Genomic DNA, 21079 nt, shown 5'->3' on the forward strand with positions numbered 1-21079 from the left:
GCTATCCTGAACAGGATGGCTTTTTCTTCTCCTAATACTCTTCGAAAATCTCTTCAAACCACGTCAACGTCGCCTTGCCGTAGGTATATGTAACTGACTTCGTCAGTCTTATCTGCTACCTCAAAGCAGTGCTTTGAGCTGACTTCGTCAGTTCTATCTGCAACCTCAAAACAGTGTTTTGAACTAACTTCGTCAGTTCTATCCACAACATCAAAACGGTATTTTGAGCAACCTGCGGCTAGTTTCCTAGTTTGCTCTTTGATTTTCATTGAGTATAACCAAGAATTGCTTTTCTGTCATATAGAAAAATGCTTTAATTCACAATGGAATCAAAGCATTTTAAATAGCTCTCCAAACATAATAGCAGAAACCGCGGTTCCTCTGTACTTAGCTTCTTCTCTTTTGATAAAGCGAGCCAAGTTGATCAATTCAGGTGCTGGGTGTTTGGGATTTCTGAACAATTCAAGATTGACCAGTCCTGAGAGACGGACTGCTAGTAACTGCTCATTTGTAGTAGGCAGTTTCTTAGCAGTCTCTAGGAGAGCAGCGACTAAATCTTCACTCAAGCCCTGACGGGCATGATTATAGAGATCTTTTATAAGGCTTTCTAGGTTTGGTTCTGCCATCCCGAGCCCCCCCCCTTATGTTTAATAATTTTTAATCAAATCAACCGTTGAACGATCCAATTTTTTCACCAAGGCTTGTAAGAAAGCTTGCGCTTCTAAGAAGTCATCCATAGCGTATAGAGTTTGGTGAGAATGGATATAACGAGCGCAGACACCGATGGTTGTAGATGGGACACCACCATTTTTCAGATGAGCTGCGCCAGCGTCCGTTCCGCCTTTACCACAGTAGTATTGGTACTTGATACCAGCTTCCTCAGCCGTTGTCAAAAGGAAATCCTTCATCCCTGGGAGAAGCAAGTGACCTGGATCGTAGAAACGAATCAAGGTTCCATCCCCAATCTTGCCTTGACCACCATAAACGTCACCTGCTGGTGAACAGTCCACTGCTAAGAAGACTTCTGGGTCAAACTTAGTTGTGGAAGTATGAGCACCACGAAGACCAACTTCTTCTTGGACGTTAGAACCAAGATAGAGTTCATTTCCTAGTTTTTGGCCTGAAAGAGCTTCAGCTAGCTCGCTCACCATGAGAACCCCGTAGCGGTTGTCCCAAGCTTTTGAGATGATATTTTTTTCATTGGCTGTAAGGATTGCGCTACTATCAGGTACGATGGTATCACCTGGACGGATGCCAAAACTTTCTGCCTCATCCTTGTCCGAAAACCCACCATCAAAGACGATATCTGCAATAGCAGGCATGGTTGGTCCACCCTTACCACGAGTCAAATGTGGAGGGACAGAACCCGAAATCACAGGAATTTCACGACCGTCACGAGTCAAGAGTTTGAAACGTTGGCTGCTAACCACCATAGGATTCCAGCCACCGATTTCTACGACACGGAAGGTACCATCTGGCTTGATTTCGCTGACCATAAAACCAACTTCATCCATGTGAGAAGCGACCAAGACGCGCGGTGCATCTGCAGCTTCTGAATGTTTAATCCCGAAAATGCCACCCAAGCCATCTGTCACCACTTCATCCACATGCGGTGTCAATTTTTCACGAAGATAGGCACGAACAGGTGCTTCATGACCTGAGATCGCAGCAAGTTCTGTTACTTCTTTGATTTTTGAAAATAATGTTGTCATTTCAGTTCCTTCTTTCTTTCATCCATTTTACCACTTTTTATAGGAGAAGGGTAGCGGGAAGGTGGATTTCTAAATTAGTATCTTAGTCCTACTGTATCTTAGAAAAAGCTTGTATTTTCTTGCATGTGAGGTGAAATCTAAGAACTATTCCAAGACCAACCCAAAGCTTAATTCCCAAACACAAAACAATTCAATGCTATATTCGTTCAGTTTTTTCATGAAATTTGCAGAAAATAGTTGACTTTGCCTTCTTATTTCTTTAAAATAGTACAAAACTAGGAAAAGGAAAAAATCATGACTAAAACAATTCTTGTTACAGGTGGAGCTGGCTACATTGGCTCCCATACCGTTAAAGCTCTTTTAAATGCTGGCTATCAGGTACATGTTCTAGATAATCTCTCTACAGGAAATCGTTCAGCTGTAGATAGTCGTGCTAGCTTTAAACAACTGGATGTTTATGATGCTAGTGCCTTAAAAACTTACTTGGAAGAAAACAAGATTGACGCTGTTCTCCATTGTGCAGGTGAGATTGTTGTGAGCGAAAGTATTGAAAATCCAAGTAAATACTTCACTGCCAATGTTGCGGGTATGAACCAAGTTCTCAAAGTCTTATCTGAAGTTGGCATTCAAAAAATCATGTTCTCTTCAACTGCTTCCCTCTATGGTAATAACTGTATTGACAAGCCGGCGACTGAAGATACCCTGCTCGACCCTGTCAATCCTTACGCAGAAACAAAATTGATGGGCGAACGAATGATTTACTGGATGGCCAATCGCTACGATTGGAAATATGTCATTTTCCGTTACTTTAATGTTGCTGGGGCTGAAATGGATGCTTCAAACGGTCTGCGCGTGAAAAATCCAACTCATATCATTCCAAATATCAACAAGACCGCATTGGGACAAAATGATAGCCTAAAAATATTTGGAGATGACTACGATACACGTGACGGTTCATGTATTCGTGATTACATTCATGTCTTGGACCTTGCACAGGCTCATGTTAAAGGAATGAACTACCTATTTCAAGAAAACAGTTCTTCTCAAATCTTTAACTTAGGAACTGAAAAAGGCTATACCGTCAAAGAAATCTTTAAAACTGCTGAAGAACTACTGGATCAAAAAATCCCACACGAGATTGTTGCTCGTCGTGCTGGTGACCCAGCAAGCGTCCTAGCAGACGCATCAAAAGCTAAAAAATACCTTGATTGGCAGGCTAGCTACTCCCTCGAAGATATTATTTTATCAGATTATCGTTGGCGTGTTAAAGAAGGCAAAAACATTTTGGAATAGGATAACAAAGGAGAAAGCCTTGGCGCTCTCTCCTTGTCTTATTTATTAAATTGTCAGAAAATTTATTGACAGATTAAAGAAATCGTGTTACAGTAATATCCGCGGGTATCTTTCGATACCAAATCTATTTGAAAGGACGGGGTATGAAACTTTCTCATTATTTAATTGGCTTACTTCTACTCCTAGTCTTTCTCTCTATTAGCATTGGAACCAGTGATTTTTCATGGGGAAAACTCTTTGCTTTCGAGCAGCAGACCTGGCTTCTCTTTCAAGAGTCCCGTCTTCCAAGGACCATTAGCATTCTCCTGACTGCCTCTAGTATGAGTATGGCAGGACTCCTCATGCAGACCATTACTCAAAACCAGTTTGCTGCTCCGAGTACAGTCGGAACGACTGAAGCCGCCAAACTGGGAATGGTGTTAAGCCTCTTTGTCTTTCCGTCTGCGAGTCTGACCCAAAAGATGCTCTTTGCTTTTGGCTCATCCATTTTATTTACCCTCTTCTTCCTGGCCTTTATGACTATTTTTTCTGTAAAGGAAAGGTGGATGTTACCCTTGATCGGGATCATCTATAGTGGGATTATCGGTTCTATCACAGAAGTTATTGCCTATCGTTTCAATCTGGTTCAGAGTATGACGGCCTGGACCCAGGGCTCCTTCTCCATGATTCAGACCCATCAGTATGAGTGGCTCTTCTTAGGACTCATCATCCTGATAGCCGTTTGGAAATTGTCTAAGACCTTCACCATCATGAATCTGGGCAAGGAAACCAGTGAGAGTTTGGGGATTTCTTACTCCCTACTGGAAAAGCTGGCCCTCTTTCTAGTGGCACTAACGACAAGTGTCACCATGATTACTGTAGGTGCCTTGCCTTTTCTCGGAGTCATCGTTCCCAATCTTGTCCGCAAGCGCTATGGAGATAATCTGAGCCAAACCAAACTCATCGTCGCTCTGGTCGGAGCCAATCTGGTTCTGGCCTGCGATATCCTCTCTCGAGTCTTGATTCGGCCCTATGAGCTGTCTGTCAGTCTCCTACTAGGAATCATCGGTAGCCTCGTCTTTATCCTACTTCTCTGGAGAGGAGGACGAAAAGATGCAGTTTAAAAGCAAACATACCAAGCTCTTCTGGCTTCTCATTATTCTGGCCATCGGAGCTTGTTTCCTCTACTTTTGCCCCATCACTAACCTGTCTGCCTTTGCCTGGAAGCTGCGTTCCCAAAAAATCATCGTTTATCTCTTGGTAGCCATCGCGACAGGGATTTCGACCATTAGTTTTCAAACCCTGACGGAAAATCGCTTTCTAACGCCAAGTATTTTGGGTATCGAATCCTTCTATGTCTTGCTACAGACCCTGCTACTGATATTTGAAAGCAAATTTCTACAGCTTGGAAAGTCTCCAATCTTAGAATTTCTAGTCTTGCTTCTGCTTCAATCCCTCTTCTTTCTCGCCTTACAAGGCTACTTGAAGAAGCTGATGAAGCAAGATCTGGTCTTCATCCTGCTGATCTGTCTAGCACTCGGAAGTCTCTTTCGAAATATCAGTACCTTCCTCCAAGTCCTGATGGATCCAAATGAATACGATAAACTGCAGAACAGTCTCTTTGCCTCCTTTCAGCATCTCAACACTTCCATCCTAGCCATCGGTTCTCTGATCATCCTCGCCTTGACAATCTTTTTCTTTCGAAAAGCAGTCGTTCTGGATGTCTTGCACCTGCAAAGAGAAACGGCTCAGATACTGGGACTCGATGTTGAAAAAGAACAGAGAGAACTCCTCTGGGGCATCGTGCTCTTGACCTCAACAGCCACTGCCTTGGTAGGGCCTATGGCCTTCTTCGGCTTTATGCTGGCCAATCTCACTTACCTGATTGTCAAAGATTATCGACACAAGTTGCTCTTTATCGTAGCCATTCTGATCGGATTTATTAGTTTGACCTTGGGGCAAGCCCTCATTGAACGAGTCTTTGCTTTGGAAATTCGCATCAGTATGATCATCGAGAGCGTGGGTGGTCTCTTATTCTTTATCTTACTTTACAGGAGGGCCCGTCGGTGAAACTGGAAAACATTGACAAATCCATTCAAAAACAGGATATTTTGCAAGACATTTCCCTTGAAGTCAGTCCTCAGAAACTGACAGCCTTTATTGGTCCAAACGGCGCCGGGAAATCGACTCTCCTCTCCATCATGAGCAGACTGACCAAGAAAGATCAGGGAATTCTCAGTATCAAAGGCCGTGAAATCGAGAGCTGGAATTCGCAAGAACTGGCCAAAGAGCTCACCATCCTAAAGCAGAAGATTAATTACCAAGCCAAATTGACTGTAGAAGAACTGGTCAGCTTTGGACGTTTTCCCTACAGTCGAGGTAGACTGAGAGCAGAGGACTGGGAAAAAATCCGAGAAACTCTGGACTATCTGGAACTGACAAGCTTAAAAGACCGCTACATCGATAGTCTGTCTGGTGGACAGTTGCAACGTGTCTTTATCGCCATGGTACTAGCTCAGGATACTGACTTTATCTTGCTAGACGAACCGCTCAACAACCTCGATATCAAGCAAAGCGTCAGCATGATGCAGATCCTTCGGCGACTGGTGGAGGAACTTGGCAAAACCATTATCATCGTCCTCCACGATATCAACATGGCTAGCCAATATGCGGATGAAATTGTTGCCTTCAAGGACGGTCAAGTCTTTTGCAAGGGAACGACTGCTCAAATCATGCAGGCTGACCTGCTCAGTCAACTCTATGAGATTCCCATCACGCTAGCTGATATCAATGGCAAAAAAATCTGTATCTATAGCTAGCTATTCTGAATTCATGTTAGAGAGCCCTCTGCCTCTTAGCTAACAAGCCTATCTAAGAGACCCCTACATCGTTACTATATTTTAAAAAGGAGAAATTATGAAAACATCCCTTAAACTTTATCTCACTGCCCTAGCGGCCAGTTTCTTGCTCCTACTTGGTGCATGTAGTACAAACTCAAGTACCAGCCAGACAGAGACAAGTAGCTCTGCTCCAACAGAAGTGACCATTAAAAGCTCACTGGACGATGTCACTCTTTCAAAAGTTCCTGAGAAAATCGTTGTCTTCGACCTCGGTGCTGCGGATACTATTCGCGCTTTAGGTTTTGAAAAGAACATCGTCGGAATGCCTACAAAAACTGTTCCGACTTACCTAAAAGATCTTGCGGGAAATGTCAACAATGTGGGTTCCATGGTTGAGCCAGACCTAGAAGCCATTGCTGCTCTTGAACCGGATTTGATCATTGCCTCTCCACGTACCCAAAAGTTCGTAGACAAGTTCAAAGAAATCGCGCCAACCGTTCTCTTCCAAGCAAGCAAGGACGACTACTGGACTTCTACCAAGGCTAACATCGAATCCTTAGCAAGCGCTTTTGGTGAAACTGGTACACAGAAAGCCAAAGAAGAATTAGCTAATCTAGACAAGAGCATCCAAGAAGTCGCTACTAAAAACGAAAGTTCTGACAAAAAAGCCCTTGCTATCCTCCTCGATGAAGGAAAAATGGCTGCCTTTGGTGCCCAATCTCGTTTTTCTTTCTTGTACCAAACTTTGAAATTCAAGCCAACTGACACTCAATTTGAAGACTCTCGCCACGGACAAGAAGTCAGTTTTGAAAGTGTCAAAGAAATCAATCCTGACATCCTCTTTGTCATCAACCGTACCCTTGCCATCGGTGGGGACAACTCAAGCAACGACGGTGTCCTAGAAAATGCCCTCATCGCTGAAACTCCTGCCGCTAAAAACGGTAAGATCATCCAACTAACACCAGACCTCTGGTATCTAAGCGGAGGCGGACTCGAATCAACCAAACTTATGATTGAAGACGCACAAAAAGCGTTGAAATAAGCAAGAAAACCCAACATCATCTGATGTTGGGTTTATTTTTCTTCTTGATTTCGTTTGAGGGAAAAGTGGTCTGGGACGGGATCCTTACCTGTTTTCGACCAGGGATGACAACGTAAAATCCGAGCCAAGCCCATCAAAACACCCTTGAAGCCATGTTTTTCAATAGCCTGAATCATGTAGTTGGAACAAGTAGGCTCAAAGCGACAAGAGGGTGGAAAGGCCGGTGAGATAAAACGTTGGTAAAAGCGTACTGGCGCTATTAAGATCCGTTTCATTATTTCTTGGTTACAGCCATAGTGTGTAGTTGGCTGATTTCTTTTTTATTAAGACGACGGGCTTCGCCTGGACGAAGACCAGTCAAATCTAGATGTCCAAAACGTGTACGAGACAACTTGTCCACTTGGAGGCCGACAGCTTCAAACATCTTTTTAACCTGGTGGTTACGCCCTTCATGGATAGTCAACTGCACCACAGAGCGGTTTTTAACTGGGTCCACTTTGAGAATCTCATAGACAGCCGGCTTGGTTTTCTTGCCATCAATCTCAAGTCCACGGGTCAAGGGGCGGAGATTGTCCTTATTGGCCACACCTTTAACACGCGCGACATAAACCTTGTCAATCTCATTACGAGGGTGAATCATCTCATCCGTAAAATCCCCATCATTGGTCAAAATCAAAACACCTGATGTGTCCCAGTCTAAACGTCCCACAGGGTAAATACGTTCTTTGACATTAGGCAAGAGGTCCACAACAGTCTTGCGGCCCTTGTCGTCTGTCACACTGGAAATCACTCCACGTGGTTTGTTAAGCAGATAGTAGACCTTTTCTTCGTTGTAGATAGGTTGACCTTCCACTTCGACCTTGTCACCAGACTTGATGGTCGTTGCGAGTTCACGCACCACTTGGCCGTTAACCGTCACCAAGCCTTGCTTGATCAACTCTTCTGCTTTTCTCCTACTGGCCACACCTGCGTGGGCAATATATTTATTGATTCTCATCTTCTTCTATCCTTTCACCAAATAATTGGCTTTCTTGAGCTTGAATCTCAAGCTCATCAATCACTGGCAATTCTTCCAAATGATTGATTCCCATGTAATCTAAGAAATAATCCGTAGTCACATAGAGATTGGGACGACCCAACACCTCTTTTTTTCCATCTTCTCTTATCAATTCAAAAGCTTGTAGCTTAGCTAGAGCTCCACTAGAATTAACCCCACGAATAGCATCAATCTCAATTCGGGTAATCGGTTGCTTGTAGGCAATGATGGACAAGGTTTCAAGAGCAGCCCGAGACAAGCTCTGGTTGATGGGTGCCTTGGAGTATTCCTTCAAAATCGCTGCAAATTGAGGCTTGGTAACCAATCTGTATGCACCACCTGTCTCGATCAGGGACAAGCTCGAATCTGGGTCTTTTTCATACTTCTGGGCTAATTTTTCTAAACTCTGTTGGATGCCTGTCGGTGGAAGTGAGAGGAGTTCAGCCAACTGACGAACCCGAATCCCATCTTCACCTGCTACAAACAAGAGCGCTTCTATTTCTGCTAAAGTACTCATCTTTCCTCTCTATCAAGTCTAGCTTTGTGCCTCTTGACTTTCTTCCTTCTTTTCCATGAGATAGATATCTCCGAAACTCTCCTCTTGCACAAGGATCAGTTCCTGAGTTTTGATTAACTCTAGGGTCGCCAAAAAGAGGGTAATAACCTCTTGAACATTCTGGGCTTCCTTGAACAAATCCTGCAAACGCAACTGGTCTCGTCCTGTCAAGGACTCTTTTACAATGACCATCATATCCTCAATCTTATACTCATCCCGCAGGATGGTCGTGTGGTTCTGAGCGAATTCCTCTTTTTTCTTGGCTAGAATATTTGAAAAAGCCAAAAAGAGGTCAATGGTCGTCCTGTCATGTACAAGCTCCGCATCTTCGTAAATCAACTCTGTCGGCGCTTTGGAATAGTACTGGGCCCGATCTTTGTGCTTAGCCTCCAAGTGCTCACCCAGGAGTTTGAACTTGCGGTATTCTTCGATTTGGGAGAGAAGGTCCTGCTCCAAGTCATCCTCTAAGTCTGTCACTTCTGCTACCTTTGGCAAGAGCTTGCGACTCTTGATCAGCATCAGCTGACTAGCCATGACCATATACTCGCCCGTCACTTCCAGACGCATGGCCTGCAGAGTTGAGACATAGGCTAGATACTGTTCGATAACTTCTGTAATGGGCACATCGTAAATATCCATCTGGTACTTAGAAACCAGGTGCAAGAGTAAGTCCAGCGGCCCTTCAAAATCTTTTAATTTAATATCCATTATCTATATTTTTCTAAGGTCAGGACTGTTTTTAATCCTAGTTTTTTTGAAATTTCGTACAAATCGACCTTATTTTCTATCTGTCTTAGAATGAACTGTTCCCGTAAGGCTTGGGCTGATAGTTCTGGGAAACCTTTCTCCTTGACAAAGGACTCCAGCTGACGAAAGGCCCACTGACGAGAATAGGTTTTCCCACTCCTTTCAAAGAGATAGGTCTGCCCCATCAAGGGTTCTAGCTCTGGAATCAAGGGCGTAGGAAAGGTGACAATCCTCTGTTGGGAAGCCTTGTTAATTCGCAACACCTGAAAATCCAGATTGATATCTGCAATCTTGAGAGATAAAATCTCGCTTGGCAAGAGTCCCATTTCTAGGATTAAGAGCGCTAGCAAGCGTCCTTCTGGATAATTACTTTCCTGCCAAAAAGAGTCTAAGTCTAGAATTTCTGGTTTTTCAATCTTCTTTTCAGCTTGTTTAGCTAATTCCAGGCGGTAAAAACTGTCCACTTCTCCTTTTCGATAGAGAAAGTAGAGAAATTGGTTGCAGGCCGAAAGTTTTCGCTTCTGGGCGCTGATTTTTAGATTGGCTAGCTGGGCTTGGTAAATCTTAAGACTAGTCTCAGAAATCCGTTCCCCTACCATGTCTAAAAATTGCTCCAAATCATACTTATAAGACTGCTTGGAATTGGCAGACAAGTCCTGTTTTTCCTCTAAAAAGGCTGAAACCCTATCTCTCATTTGCATCGAATCTCATATTCCTTACTAAAGTCATGCAAAAGAGCATTGACGGCTTTGAGGATAGACTTGCGCGTGATGATTCCTTGAAAAATCCCTTCATCATCTACCACTGGCAAGAAGGGTTCATCCACCAGTTTATGGAGGACCTCTGTGATGTTATAGTCTGGAGCGACAACTGCCACATCCGTCTTGGTCATATTGACGATGTCTGTCGTTGCCATCTGTTCATCTGTCAAACCTTGCTCCATTTGATATGCCAAAATGTCTCTCAGACCAATGGTTCCAACAAAGCGTTTGTCAAAGGTCACAACTGGGATACGAGTATAGGTGATTTGGCTCAGCACCAAAATTGCATGGTCGGCATTGTGGGTATCAATCAAGGCTGCTAGATTCTCAGCAGGGGTAAGAAAAGTCTCTTCCTGCTCCAATAAAAATGCTTCAAATTCCTTGGCAATCATCGAGCAAACTCCTTGGACAAGCCTGGATAAACCTCATGGTCACGTGTCAAAAAGTCTACTTTAAAATAGCTGTCATCAATCTCCACTCGAGCATAGAGACATTCTCTGATAGTCCCTCGTGGTTGGCTGATGGAGCCTGGATTTAGAAAAAGAGTCTTGCCTTCCATCCAAGCATTTGGCACATGCAAGTGACCATAGAGACAGATATCGGCATCTTCTTCCTGAGCCCAGTAGTCCAACTTTTGAAAGTTGAAATTGATGTCAAACAAGTGTCCATGCGTCTGGATGATCTTAGTGGGACCAAGTTGAGTTACCAAACGTTCTGGGTAGCCAGCATAAAAGTCCATGTTGCCTTTGACGACATGGATGCCTTCCCAGAGCGGAGAGTCTGGACGGAGTTCTGAGTCACCATCGTGAAAAATGGCATCAACTTTCCCCAGATAACGATCACGAATTTCTTCCACAATCAAGCTATCTCCATGAGAGTCACTCATTACAATGATGGTTTGCTTTGCCATGATGGAAATACCTCCAAAAGTTTCTTAACGGCTAAGGCACGGTGGGATTGGCTATTTTTTTCTTCAAGGGTTAATTCAGCTGCTGACTTACCTGCCTCTCCCACAAGGAAGAGCGGGTCATAACCAAAGCCATTTTCACCCTTGGGTTCAAAGTTGATATAACCTGGCCAGTCAGCTTCAACCACCAAGCTTTCCTTGTTTGGACTAGCTACGACTAGGGTTGTGTGGAATTGAGCCGAACGGTCCTTGAGTTCAAAGACCATGGCCAATTCGTGCAAGAGTTTGGCATTGTTTTCACGGTCGGTTGCTCCCACACCTGCAAAACGGGCTGACCAGACTCCTGGCAAACCGCCGAGGACATCGACTTTGAGACCTGAGTCATCTGCTAGCACCATCTTGCCTGTTAATTGGGAAATAGTTTCTGCTTTAAGTCGAGCATTTTCTTCAAAGGTCATCCCTGTTTCAGCTACTTCAGGCAGATCTGGATAGTCATTGAGATTTTCCACATCATAGCCTAACTTGTCAAAGATAGCTCGGAATTCCTTGGTCTTGCCTTCGTTACGAGTCGCGATAAGCAAGGTTTCTCTAACCTTGTTTGTCTCAAAGAAAGCTTGGACATCCACACCTTCACGGGGCAATTCTACGTGTAAAAGTTGCCCATTTTCAACCAAGAGCAGAGCCCCCTGACGTTGGATGACTTCTAGATTGCGACCTGCTTCAGCATTTAAAATCTCAACGACAAAGGAGAGCAGACGGAAGTTAGAAGACCAGCTCATCACCGTTATCGTAATCGGAAAGCCGTTTTCCTCGTCACGAAAAATCCGCGCGAAATCCATAAAATCAAGCTCAAGCGGATCTTTGATAAGACTGTAGATACCTCCATAGACATCCCAGACACCGACATACCAGTCCTGGGCATCCTTGTATTCATAAATTTTATTTGTCATAAAGTTACATGCTCCACATGAATCTCTTTTTCCAGCCATTCTGCTCCAATCTGGGCAAAACTTTGGCTATTGGCTGTTGTGTAAAAACGATGTTGAAGAGGTCCCGCATCTCGGCTACGATTGATTTCAAAATAGTTAAGCAAAACCGAGATATCCCGCACACACTCTGCCCCACTATCGATGAGCTGAACCTTTGGTCCCATAACATTTTGGATGATAGGGCGAAGGAGTGGGTAATGGGTACAACCCAAAATCAGGCTATCCACCTTTCCAACCAAGGGACGCAGGGTTTCATAGACCACTTTCTTGGTGACACTGGTTGACAGGGCACCAGACTCCACCAAGGGAGCAAACTTGGGACAGGCCAAACTCTCCACCTGTAAATCCGGATCCAGATCATGGATTTTCTGACGGTAGATATCTGATTGGACCGTCATGGGCGTTCCAATGACCCCGATTTTCCCACCTTGACTGGACTTGATAGCTGCCGAAGCTCCCGGCAAAATCACACCTAGGACAGGAATATCTAGTTGGGCCTTGATTTCTTCCCAGACGACCGCAGTCGCAGTGTTACAAGCAATGACAATCATCTTGACATCCTTAGTCAAGAGAAAGTTGACCAACTGCCAAGTATATTCACGGATTTGCTCAGCAGGACGGGGACCATAGGGTGCCCGTGCCGAATCTCCAATATAGACGATTTCTTCATGGGGAAGCTGGCGCATGAGCTCACGAACAACGGTTAAGCCCCCGACACCCGAATCCAAAAAACCAATTGGTCGATTATCCATACAGTCTTCTTTCTAGTCTTTTTTCTGATTGATAGTTCATCATAATTACTCGTCCTAAATGAACGGATAGACAGCTTGATAGAATGGCAACTGCCTCTCTCTTAATCATAATCAAATATCAATAGAATGCAAGGAAAAAGTCTTATCCTTGAGAACTATTGAACATAGTGAGAAGTCTGGAACTTTCATCCCAGACTTTTCCTATTTATTTCTTTTTATTGTTAGCAAGGGCTGCTTTTTGTTGACGGATGATTTGGTGGTAAACTTGTTGTACCTTGGCTTCGCTTGGTTTTTGACCATTTGCACTCAAGAGAGCACGAACTGCCTCAGCGTTCAAACGTGGGTTGTCCGCAAATTCTTTTTCGATTTGCTTACGAACCAAGTACATCCCTCCAAGAGCTCCTCCTAGAAAAGCTAACACAATCAAGATAATTGCTAAAAGTAAATCCATTCTTTTTCTCCTGTTTCTTTTTGAGTCTTCTATATTATACCACAAAGTGGCTTTCCTGACTAGTTTAGATTCCCTGTTGATATTCGTTATTTTTCCACCCTGTGTTTTGAAGAAAGCTTCTATTTTACGCGATTTGCTAATGCTATCATCTTATAAAAATAGACAAACACAAAGCTGTGTTTGTCTATCATCCGAAACAGTTATAGCAGATACCGTCTCTTTACTGTCTATCTTTCTTTTCCCAGATTAACAATCTGAAACTAGTGTAAATCAGAACGATTCCACTCAGCTGAATCCATAAGGAAATTCTTGAACCAGTGCTAGGAAGATGACCTGCATTAGAAATCATTGATAACTCCTTCGCGCTCTTCTCTGTTGATATCTGTTTAATATCTTGCACTTGTTTTGGAGTGTTTAAAAGAATTTGAGAACTTTTTGGAGTAGGTGGCTCAGAATTTGTCTGAAGTCGTTGATCCTGTTTAGCAAGATTCATCTCCGTCTGATCTAGAATTTCTCTATAGTAATCATCCGCCTGCTGTTTTTCTTGCATTTTCAGTTTAGTCACTAAACGGTTGTAGTTCACTTGAGTAGCAGCTTGTGCCGTTTGCAAGTTGCTCAACTGCTCAATTGCCGCAAGTTGCGCTGCTTCCTTTGCTTTTACCTTTTGTTTAGCTGCTTCTAGCACCTCTTCAGCTTTGGAAAGTTGTTCTTCAGCTTGAACCAAATTCGACACTTTACTCTTTGCTTCTATCACTGCTGTTTGAGCTTTGGCGAGTTGTTCCTGAGCAGTATCCCTTTTTTCAATAGCATCAGCAAGCGTACTAGTAGCATCTTTAAGCAAAGCTTCTTCTTTGGAAACATCGGCTTGTGCAGCAGTCAAGTTCTTTTGTGCAATAGAAAGGGAATCCCTAGCTTTTGATAAAGCCTTCACTTTATCATCCTTTTCCCTTTCAACGTTATTAGCAATTGTTTGAGCTAACCTCAAGGCCTCTTTATCAGCTTCTAACTGATTTTTAGCTTCTTCTAAAGCTTGTTTAGCTTGTTCAAGCCCAAGAGGTGTTTGTGTTACTTCATCAAAGGCTGTTTGTGCTTGAGTGGCTGCTAACTGAGCTTGTTCATAAACTGTTTTTGCATTTTCCTTATCAGCTTGAGCTTGATTATTTGCAGCCTGAGCTACATCAAAGGCTGTCTGAGCTTGTTCAAGCTTTTCTTGATTTGCTTCCCCAGATTTTCCACCAATTGGCGTCGCATCAAAATTGTTTTTACTAGCATATTTCACCTGATCTTCCGAAACCATCGTGAAATGAGATACCGTAATATCGTTCTCCATTGAAAAATCAACGCCTAGATAATTCTTTTGACTTCCTGTATTCAAACCAGAAATAGATTTAGCATGCACCCACTCATAGCCATTATACATGAATTCAACTAATGAAAAATAAATATCACGTTTCATATCTGCCACACTCATTTGAGAAGTGTTTGCCTTCCAGATATATGCATTTTCGTAATATTGAATCCCTTGTTGTTCTTGTTCAGAACTAGTTGTAACCAGTCCATACTCACGCGCAACTCGGTTAATACCCCATGCGTCATGATGGTAACGATTCATCAAATCCCAAGACCAATTATCATTTTTATATTCACGTGCTACTTTATCCGCAAATTCAAGTGCTGAAGGAGTAACAACTACCTCGCCCGTCCCCATTTGCGAACGAATTTGGTTAATCAATTCTGCTGTAAACTGAGATATTTCCAAACGGACATCATAAGGAATATTATTTGTATCTATCAGCGTTTTACTATCATTTGGGTCTGCTACATAATTGTTAAAAGATTTAGCCTTATCATTTACAGCTGTCAAGGTAGCTTCAATCTGACTAATCTGTGACTGCGGAGTATTTGGATCTGCCAACTGTTTTAAAGCAGCAATATATTCTGGAGTCATATAGAACGTATTCTTAGTATTAGATGTAACTGAAGCACCTGTATACTTAGCTGCACTCAATGTAGCTTTTGCTGATTCAAGGGCTGACTGAGTCTTTTCTGCTTTTGCACTAGCATCATCAAATGCTTGCTTACTTGTTAATACTGCATCATCAGCCTTACTCTTATTAGCAGTGGCTTCAGCTAATTTCTTCTGACGTTCTTCATCTGATTGATTGGCCTTTTCTACACCTTGTTGAGCTTTATCAACAGCGATTTGACTGGCAGCGACTTTCGTTTTTGCTTGTTCAAGGTTTTTATCCGCGTCAGATGTTGACTCTGTCAATGTTGACTGTGCAACATCAACATCTTGTTGAGCTTGGGTTGCTTTTTCAGCTTCCCCTTTTTCCTTCTCTTTTGCAGCGACTAAGGATTGAGCTTGATGATCCACTTGTGACTGTGCTTCTTCAAGCTCAGTCTTGCTGCTTAGCAGATTGGCATCTGCTTTTTTTTCTTCATCTAACTTGGTCGCTAGGTCTGATTGCGCTTCTTTTAATGCAGTAGGCGCAGCTTCTACAGACTCTTTTGCTACATCAACATTCTGCTGAGCTATCTTTAGTTCATCTTTGGCTGTAGCTGTGGATTGTCTAGCCTCCTCTACATCCCTTTGAGCTTCCGACACTACTCGATTTACACGATCAAGGTCTGCTTTTGCTGCATCTACTTCACCTTGTGTAACGTTAGAAACAGGTGATTGTTTTTCTTCTCTTTGAGAACTCGTTTTCTCTCCTGAAGGCGTTGAGTTTTCACGCACTTGATCCGCTTTAACACCTTTCGTAAAGAAAATCGAAAGAGCAACTGCACTTATTGAAAATGCACTGAGCATTTTTTTAAACATAAAATATTCTCCTTTAATTTTTATCATTAGGAAAAATGACTAAATTATTTTATCATGTTTACCTTTATCAAGAAAGACGTCAAGTATTAAATATAGCGTATTTATTTGAAAATCAAAGAAATTGTCATTAAATTGTCATTTATTTTTTTCTAAAAATCCTCATAAAAACGGGAATCTTTCAAGGCGGACATTTTTATAAATGGTTCTTCTTGACAATCTTTTTACTTTTTTTTACATTTTAAAGACGAGTTTTAAAAAACGGTATATTATTTAATTATTTACTTTTTAAGTTGACAATCATTCCTCTTTATTTGAGTCAGTTAACTCTATCCTGTTATAAACATTTAATATATACTTCTGCAAAATAAAAAACAAACTTCATATAGAAGCTTGTTTTTTTGTGAGCCTTGCGCTAAAATCGTTTATTTACTTTTTAAATATAGTGCTAGGCTATGATACGGTTTCAGAATAATTTTTTCAGACACTTCTGTAGCTTCATAGTTAGAAAGCAAAATTTGTCCATTTTGGTAGACTTCTGGCAAATCGATTTCCACTTCTGTGGCATAAAAATTATTGAGCACCAGTAATTTTTCATCCTCATACTGACGTTCAAAGGCATAGACTTGCTTACTGTCTTCAAAAGCTGGTTTGTAGCTTCCTTCTGAAATGATCGGCATTTCCTTACGAAGTCGAATCAAGTTTTGGTAGAAGGTGAAAATTGGGCCTTGGATTTCATTTTCTACGTTGATGTGAGGGTAGGATTTTCCTGCCTTCAGCCATGGAGTGCCTGTTGAGAAACCAGCATTTTCTGAAGCATCCCACTGCATAGGAATGCGTGAATTATCTCGTGACTTAGCCTGAATAATCTGAAAGGCTTCTTGCTCACTTTTCCCTTCTTTTAAGAGCATCTGATAAGCATTGATGGACTCGACATCCACATAATCAGCCATGGAATCATAGTCTGGGTCAACCATGCCAATTTCCTCACCCATGTAGATATAAGGTGTCCCACGTGACAGGTGAATGCTGGCAGCCAGCATAGTCGCCCCTTCATTGCGGAAATGTTGAATATCGACAAAACGATTCAAGGCGCGTGGTTGGTCGTGATTGTTCCAGAAAAGAGCGCTCCAGCCGTTTTTGTCACTCATTTCCTTGCCCCAGCTATGATAAAGTCTTTTCAACTCTTCAAAGTCAAAGGGAGCTAAAGTCCACTTCTGTCCGTCCTTGTAGTCCACCTTGAGATGATGGAAATTAAAGGTCATGGATAACTCCTGACGGTCAGGTGACGAATAGAGGACACAGTTTTCCATGGTGGTCGAGGACATTTCCCCAACTGTCATAAAGCTATCGTCTGATCCAAAAGTGGCTTGGTTCATCATGCGCAAATAGTCATGAACGATGGGCTTGTCTGTGTAAGCTGGCTTTCCTTCATTTTCAGGGCAATCCACTAAGACCTCATCCTTGCCAATCAAATTGATCACATCAAATCGGAAACCTTTGACTCCCTTGTCGCGCCAGAAATTAACTACCTTGAAAAGCTCCTTGCGGACATTGGGATTGCGCCAGTTAAGGTCAGCCTGAGTCTCATCAAAGAGGTGGAGGTAATATTTTCCCGTATCCCCGAAAGGTGCCCAGGCAGAGCCACCAAATTTAGACTGCCAATCTGTCGGTTGGTCTTGGATGAAGAAAAAGTCTTGGTAATACTGGTCGCCAGCTAGGGCTTTCTGAAACCATTCGTGTTCTGTCGAACAATGATTGAGCACCATGTCCAGCATAAAGTCAATCTTGTGTTCTTTACCGACACGCACCATCTCTTCAAAATCAGCCATATCACCAAAAAGAGGATCCACTGCCATATAATCTGAAATATCGTAACCATTATCCCGTTGGGGGCTTGGATAGAATGGATTGAGCCAGACCATATCCACGCCCAGTTTGGCTAGATAGGGGATTTTTTCGATAATTCCACGGAAATCCCCAATACCGTTTCCAGTGGTGTCTTTATATGATTTTGGATAGATTTGATAGACTACTTTTCTTTTATCAAGTGCCATCTGTTTCTCCTTTTCTGATAAAAGGGAGGAAACTGTGTTCCTTCCCTGTTTGTACTATTTCGATTAGATTCGTGTAGCGACCATGAGAGCTGCCCCAGCTTGGATAGTTGTTGGATAAGTTCCAGTAATAGTCGCTGTATAAGCATCTTGATTGGTAATGATAACAGGAGTTTCTGTTACGAGACCTGCAGCCTTAATGACATCCATATCAAAACGAATCAATTTCTGACCTACTGTGACATGGTCTCCTTGGGCTACAAGACTTTCAAAACCTTTGCCATCAAGACCTACTGTATCCATACCGATGTGAATGAGCAATTCTACCCCCTCATCAGAGACAATACCAATGGCATGCTTGGTAGGGAAAAGAACCGTCACTGTCCCATTGACTGGAGAAGTCAATTCACCTTGGCTTGGTTCAATGACTAGGCCTTGTCCCATAACGCCTGATGCAAAAACAGGATCCGTCGCTTGACTCAATTCTTTCACTTGACCAGTCAGTGGGCTGACAATTTCTACTGGAGCAAGGGTTACTGGTTCATGACTGACAAATTCTGCCTCTTCTTGGGCAACGAATTCTGCCTGCAAGGCTGTATCATCCTCTGTCTTTGTAAAGAGACCTACTTTGCGGAAGAAGAAAGTCAAGAGCATTGGTACAACAATAGCAACTAGCATGGTTCCTGCAAACGGCAGCATGTATTGAGGTTGAATAGAGAGGATACCTGGTAAACCACCGATACCAATAGAAGCTGCCGTTACATTGAAAGTAACGGACAACATGCCTGCAAGGGCTGAACCAATCATCCCAGCTACAAATGGATAGATGTATTTGACATTGACCCCAAAGAGGGCTGGTTCTGTAACACCGAGATAGGCTGAAATGGTTGCAGGAAGTGAAATCTGAGCCTCACGCTCATCATGACGATGCATGAAATAATAGGCAAATACAGCAGAACCTTGAGCAATATTAGAAAGTGCAATCATTGGCCAGAGGGCAGTTCCGCCAGCATCCGCAATCAATTGTGTGTCGATGGCATTGGTCATATGGTGCAGACCGGTAATGACAAATGGAGCGTAGAGGGCACCAAAAATCGCACCGAAGAGCCACTTAACAGGACCAGTCAAACCTGCCAAGACAACTGCTGAAAGTCCTTGCCCAATTGTCCAACCGATTGGCCCCAAGACAGTATGAGCCAAAATCAAAGCTGGAATTAAAGACAAGAAAGGCACAAAAATCATGGAAATGACTTCTGGGATATGCTTGCGCCAGAAAATTTCAAGATAAGACAGACTCAAGCCTGCAAGCAAGGCTGGGATAACTTGAGCCTGGTAACCGATACGATTAACAGTAAAGTAGCCAAAATTCCATACCCAGTTGGCTGCGATTTCTTCGGTTGAAGTAGAAGCTACTAGATAGGCATTGAGCAACTGAGGTGAAACCAAACAGATCCCGAGAACAATTCCCAAGATTTGACTGGTTCCCATCTTACGAGAGACAGACCAGGTAATCCCTACTGGTAAGAACTGGAAGATTGCTTCACCAGGCAACCAGAGGAAGTGATTAACCCCTGACCAAAATGGGGACACGTCGGTAATCGTGTTGTAGATAGGCTGACCGTCTTGGGTTACCTGAGCAACTCCATCAACGATTTTTTGCCCTAACCATTCCCAATGCACACCTTCCAAAACATTACGGAAACCGAGGATCAACCCTCCAACTATCAAGGCTGGAATAATTGGTGTAAAGATTTCTGCTAGAGTGGTCATGATACGTTGAAGCACGTTTTGATTGCTCTTAGCTGCAGATTTGGCTGCTTCTTTGGAAACACCCTCAATGCCTGAAACAGCTGTAAAATCATTATAAAAAATCGGCACGTCATTCCCAATAATCACCTGAAATTGACCCGCATTTGTAAAGGTCCCTTTGACGGCTGGAATCGACTCGATGACCTTGACATTGGCCTTCTTTTCGTCTCCGAGAACAAAACGCATCCGTGTCGCACAGTGGGTAACAGCAGTGACATTCTCCTTGCCTCCGATTGCTTGAAGCAGATCTTTGGCTTCTTGTTCAAATTTTCCCATTTGATTCTCCTTATACTTGTCAAAGCAAGCTTGACTTGATAGTTCTATTGTAAACGATACCAAACTTGTATGCAACTTGTTTGCTATAAAAAGAGGATATTTTTGGATATTTTCTAGCACTTGTATGGTAAAATAGATACAAGTATGTATGAAATAAGACTCAAAACTCATTTAAGGAAGCAATATGAAGAAATACCAACAATTATTTAAGCAAATCCAAAAAACCATTCAAAACGAGACTTACGCTGTCGGAGATTTCCTCCCTAGTGAACACGAACTCATGAATCAGTATCAGGTGAGCCGTGACACCGTCCGAAAAGCTCTGTCCCTCCTCCAAGAGGAAGGATTGATCAAAAAGATAAGGGGGCAAGGTTCTCAAGTCGTCAAAGAAGAAACGGTCAATTTCCCTGTCTCTAACCTAACCAGCTACCAAGAACTGGTCCAGGAACTGGGGCTGAGCTCTAAAACCAACGTGGTCAGTCTGGACAAGATCATTATCGATAAAAAGTCCTCACTGATAACTGGCTTTCCAGAGTTTCGGATGGTGTGGAAGGTGGTCCGCCAGCGTGTAGTGGATGACCTGGTATCGGTTCTGGATACGGACTATCTAGATATGGAACTGATCCCAAATCTCACTCGCCAAATCGCTGAGCAGTCTATCTACTCGTATATAGAGGACGACCTCAAACTTAACATCGATTATGCTCAGAAAGAAATCACCATTGACCACACCAGTGACCGAGACAAGATTCTCATGGATATTGGCAAAGACCCTTATGTCGTTTCGATCAAGTCAAAAGTCTATCTCCAAGACGGGCGCCAGTTTCAATTCACCGAAAGTCGCCATAAATTAGAAAAATTTCACTTTGTTGACTTTGCCAAAAGACATCCGAAATAAACACTTACAGTTGGGGATACTCTCAACTGTTTTTTAGTAGTAAATAAAGGAGTTGAGAGTTGGAAAAGAGGGACTGCTTGCTACTTATTCTACTATCTTAAGAAAAAACAACAGCAAATATGTATCTTACTAAAAAGCTCTTGACAAATGCTAAGC

General features: G+C 42.8%; 21 protein-coding genes. 6 read left to right on the plus strand and 15 right to left on the minus strand.

From position 1 onward, the window contains the following. Positions 1 to 329: 329 nt before the first annotated feature. Both SORDD25_RS06800 and pepA read right to left on the minus strand, forming a co-directional pair. A complete protein-coding gene (locus tag SORDD25_RS06800; protein ID WP_061853115.1) occupies positions 330 to 626 on the minus strand; it encodes a bacteriocin immunity family protein in 297 nt (98 codons plus the stop codon). Positions 627 to 647: 21 nt separating this feature from the next. Next, positions 648 to 1712, minus strand: coding sequence for a glutamyl aminopeptidase (pepA, locus tag SORDD25_RS06805; RefSeq protein WP_061853116.1), 1065 nt, complete (start codon positions 1710 to 1712; stop codon positions 648 to 650). Between the two features lie 294 nt (positions 1713 to 2006). On the opposite strand from pepA, the gene galE reads away from it, so the two are divergent. From galE to SORDD25_RS06830, 5 genes are all read left to right on the plus strand, one after another. Then, positions 2007 to 3005: a UDP-glucose 4-epimerase GalE gene (gene galE / locus SORDD25_RS06810; RefSeq protein ID WP_061853117.1), complete on the plus strand. Its 999-nt coding sequence runs from the start codon at positions 2007 to 2009 to the stop codon at positions 3003 to 3005. Between the two features lie 143 nt (positions 3006 to 3148). Then, positions 3149 to 4108, plus strand: a complete 960-nt coding sequence (locus SORDD25_RS06815; protein WP_061853118.1) for an ABC transporter permease — start codon at positions 3149 to 3151, stop codon at positions 4106 to 4108. Next, entirely contained in the window at positions 4098 to 5054 is a 957-nt protein-coding gene (locus tag SORDD25_RS06820) for an iron chelate uptake ABC transporter family permease subunit (protein WP_061853119.1), read from the plus strand. Before SORDD25_RS06815 ends, SORDD25_RS06820 begins: the two co-directional genes overlap by 11 nt. Next, on the plus strand, positions 5051 to 5803 hold the full coding sequence (locus tag SORDD25_RS06825) for an iron ABC transporter ATP-binding protein (protein ID WP_061853120.1): 753 nt from the start codon (positions 5051 to 5053) through the stop codon (positions 5801 to 5803). The genes SORDD25_RS06820 and SORDD25_RS06825 overlap by 4 nt, the downstream gene beginning before the upstream one ends. A 97-nt stretch (positions 5804 to 5900) precedes the next feature. Next, positions 5901 to 6866: a siderophore ABC transporter substrate-binding protein gene (locus SORDD25_RS06830; protein ID WP_061853121.1), complete on the plus strand. Its 966-nt coding sequence runs from the start codon at positions 5901 to 5903 to the stop codon at positions 6864 to 6866. 32 nt (positions 6867 to 6898) lie between these two features. Here SORDD25_RS06830 and yidD read toward each other — a convergent pair whose 3' ends face one another. From yidD to treP, 13 genes are all read right to left on the minus strand, one after another. Continuing rightward, positions 6899 to 7141 (minus strand): membrane protein insertion efficiency factor YidD, encoded by a 243-nt coding sequence (gene yidD / locus SORDD25_RS06835; RefSeq protein WP_000821624.1) that lies wholly within the window; start codon positions 7139 to 7141, stop codon positions 6899 to 6901. Beyond that, positions 7141 to 7863, minus strand: a complete 723-nt coding sequence (locus SORDD25_RS06840) for a pseudouridine synthase (protein ID WP_007519228.1) — start codon at positions 7861 to 7863, stop codon at positions 7141 to 7143. The genes yidD and SORDD25_RS06840 overlap by 1 nt, the downstream gene beginning before the upstream one ends. Continuing rightward, positions 7850 to 8419 carry an SMC-Scp complex subunit ScpB gene (gene scpB / locus SORDD25_RS06845; RefSeq protein ID WP_061409645.1) on the minus strand — a complete coding sequence of 190 codons (570 nt, stop codon included), beginning with the start codon at positions 8417 to 8419 and terminating at the stop codon, positions 7850 to 7852. Before scpB ends, SORDD25_RS06840 begins: the two co-directional genes overlap by 14 nt. An 18-nt stretch (positions 8420 to 8437) precedes the next feature. Further along, positions 8438 to 9166: a segregation/condensation protein A gene (locus SORDD25_RS06850; protein ID WP_061409647.1), complete on the minus strand. Its 729-nt coding sequence runs from the start codon at positions 9164 to 9166 to the stop codon at positions 8438 to 8440. Continuing rightward, the gene (xerD, locus tag SORDD25_RS06855; protein ID WP_277619893.1) at positions 9166 to 9900 is read right to left on the minus strand and encodes a site-specific tyrosine recombinase XerD; all 735 of its coding nucleotides are present in this window, start codon (positions 9898 to 9900) and stop codon (positions 9166 to 9168) included. Before xerD ends, SORDD25_RS06850 begins: the two co-directional genes overlap by 1 nt. Further along, on the minus strand, positions 9897 to 10358 hold the full coding sequence (cbpB, locus tag SORDD25_RS06860; protein ID WP_000560696.1) for a cyclic-di-AMP-binding protein CbpB: 462 nt from the start codon (positions 10356 to 10358) through the stop codon (positions 9897 to 9899). The genes xerD and cbpB overlap by 4 nt, the downstream gene beginning before the upstream one ends. After that, positions 10355 to 10876, minus strand: coding sequence for a metallophosphoesterase (locus SORDD25_RS06865; RefSeq protein ID WP_001118939.1), 522 nt, complete (start codon positions 10874 to 10876; stop codon positions 10355 to 10357). The genes cbpB and SORDD25_RS06865 overlap by 4 nt, the downstream gene beginning before the upstream one ends. Then, on the minus strand, positions 10852 to 11862 hold the full coding sequence (locus tag SORDD25_RS06870; RefSeq protein ID WP_423170620.1) for a nucleoside-triphosphate diphosphatase: 1011 nt from the start codon (positions 11860 to 11862) through the stop codon (positions 10852 to 10854). Before SORDD25_RS06870 ends, SORDD25_RS06865 begins: the two co-directional genes overlap by 25 nt. After that, positions 11820 to 12614 (minus strand): glutamate racemase, encoded by a 795-nt coding sequence (gene racE / locus SORDD25_RS06875; RefSeq protein WP_000370379.1) that lies wholly within the window; start codon positions 12612 to 12614, stop codon positions 11820 to 11822. The genes SORDD25_RS06870 and racE overlap by 43 nt, the downstream gene beginning before the upstream one ends. A gap of 205 nt (positions 12615 to 12819) precedes the next feature. After that, positions 12820 to 13065 (minus strand): YneF family protein, encoded by a 246-nt coding sequence (locus SORDD25_RS06880; RefSeq protein ID WP_000364980.1) that lies wholly within the window; start codon positions 13063 to 13065, stop codon positions 12820 to 12822. Between the two features lie 220 nt (positions 13066 to 13285). Then, entirely contained in the window at positions 13286 to 15889 is a 2604-nt protein-coding gene (locus tag SORDD25_RS06885) for an SEC10/PgrA surface exclusion domain-containing protein (RefSeq protein ID WP_061853123.1), read from the minus strand. A 422-nt stretch (positions 15890 to 16311) separates the two neighbouring features. Beyond that, positions 16312 to 17943, minus strand: coding sequence for an alpha,alpha-phosphotrehalase (treC, locus tag SORDD25_RS06890; RefSeq protein ID WP_061853124.1), 1632 nt, complete (start codon positions 17941 to 17943; stop codon positions 16312 to 16314). A 63-nt stretch (positions 17944 to 18006) separates the two neighbouring features. Continuing rightward, positions 18007 to 20025, minus strand: a complete 2019-nt coding sequence (gene treP / locus SORDD25_RS06895) for a PTS system trehalose-specific EIIBC component (RefSeq protein ID WP_061853125.1) — start codon at positions 20023 to 20025, stop codon at positions 18007 to 18009. Positions 20026 to 20209: 184 nt separating this feature from the next. On the opposite strand from treP, the gene treR reads away from it, so the two are divergent. Beyond that, complete coding sequence (treR, locus tag SORDD25_RS06900; RefSeq protein ID WP_061853126.1) at positions 20210 to 20923, plus strand: trehalose operon repressor; 714 nt, start codon at positions 20210 to 20212, stop codon at positions 20921 to 20923. The last annotated feature ends 156 nt before the right edge of the window (positions 20924 to 21079 follow it).

The organism is Streptococcus oralis (assembly GCF_001579525.1).
GTDB lineage: Bacteria > Bacillota > Bacilli > Lactobacillales > Streptococcaceae > Streptococcus > Streptococcus oralis_M.

Excerpts from the sequence above, each read along its gene's own strand:
- SORDD25_RS06850 (WP_061409647.1), bottom strand. The coding sequence starts at position 9,166 with ATGGATATTAAATTAAAAGATTTTGAAGGGCCGCTGGACTTACTCTTG.
- SORDD25_RS06820 (WP_061853119.1), top strand. The coding sequence starts at position 4,098 with ATGCAGTTTAAAAGCAAACATACCAAGCTCTTCTGGCTTCTCATTATT.
- SORDD25_RS06880 (WP_000364980.1), bottom strand. The coding sequence starts at position 13,065 with ATGGATTTACTTTTAGCAATTATCTTGATTGTGTTAGCTTTTCTAGGA.
- xerD (WP_277619893.1), bottom strand. The coding sequence starts at position 9,900 with ATGAGAGATAGGGTTTCAGCCTTTTTAGAGGAAAAACAGGACTTGTCT.
- racE (WP_000370379.1), bottom strand. The coding sequence starts at position 12,614 with ATGGATAATCGACCAATTGGTTTTTTGGATTCGGGTGTCGGGGGCTTA.
- cbpB (WP_000560696.1), bottom strand. The coding sequence starts at position 10,358 with ATGATTGCCAAGGAATTTGAAGCATTTTTATTGGAGCAGGAAGAGACT.
- SORDD25_RS06885 (WP_061853123.1), bottom strand. The coding sequence starts at position 15,889 with ATGTTTAAAAAAATGCTCAGTGCATTTTCAATAAGTGCAGTTGCTCTT.
- SORDD25_RS06815 (WP_061853118.1), top strand. The coding sequence starts at position 3,149 with ATGAAACTTTCTCATTATTTAATTGGCTTACTTCTACTCCTAGTCTTT.
- SORDD25_RS06870 (WP_423170620.1), bottom strand. The coding sequence starts at position 11,862 with ATGGCTGGAAAAAGAGATTCATGTGGAGCATGTAACTTTATGACAAAT.
- SORDD25_RS06830 (WP_061853121.1), top strand. The coding sequence starts at position 5,901 with ATGAAAACATCCCTTAAACTTTATCTCACTGCCCTAGCGGCCAGTTTC.
- SORDD25_RS06865 (WP_001118939.1), bottom strand. The coding sequence starts at position 10,876 with ATGGCAAAGCAAACCATCATTGTAATGAGTGACTCTCATGGAGATAGC.
- scpB (WP_061409645.1), bottom strand. The coding sequence starts at position 8,419 with ATGAGTACTTTAGCAGAAATAGAAGCGCTCTTGTTTGTAGCAGGTGAA.
- treP (WP_061853125.1), bottom strand. The coding sequence starts at position 20,025 with ATGGGAAAATTTGAACAAGAAGCCAAAGATCTGCTTCAAGCAATCGGA.
- pepA (WP_061853116.1), bottom strand. The coding sequence starts at position 1,712 with ATGACAACATTATTTTCAAAAATCAAAGAAGTAACAGAACTTGCTGCG.
- galE (WP_061853117.1), top strand. The coding sequence starts at position 2,007 with ATGACTAAAACAATTCTTGTTACAGGTGGAGCTGGCTACATTGGCTCC.
- treC (WP_061853124.1), bottom strand. The coding sequence starts at position 17,943 with ATGGCACTTGATAAAAGAAAAGTAGTCTATCAAATCTATCCAAAATCA.
- SORDD25_RS06800 (WP_061853115.1), bottom strand. The coding sequence starts at position 626 with ATGGCAGAACCAAACCTAGAAAGCCTTATAAAAGATCTCTATAATCAT.
- yidD (WP_000821624.1), bottom strand. The coding sequence starts at position 7,141 with ATGAAACGGATCTTAATAGCGCCAGTACGCTTTTACCAACGTTTTATC.
- treR (WP_061853126.1), top strand. The coding sequence starts at position 20,210 with ATGAAGAAATACCAACAATTATTTAAGCAAATCCAAAAAACCATTCAA.
- SORDD25_RS06840 (WP_007519228.1), bottom strand. The coding sequence starts at position 7,863 with ATGAGAATCAATAAATATATTGCCCACGCAGGTGTGGCCAGTAGGAGA.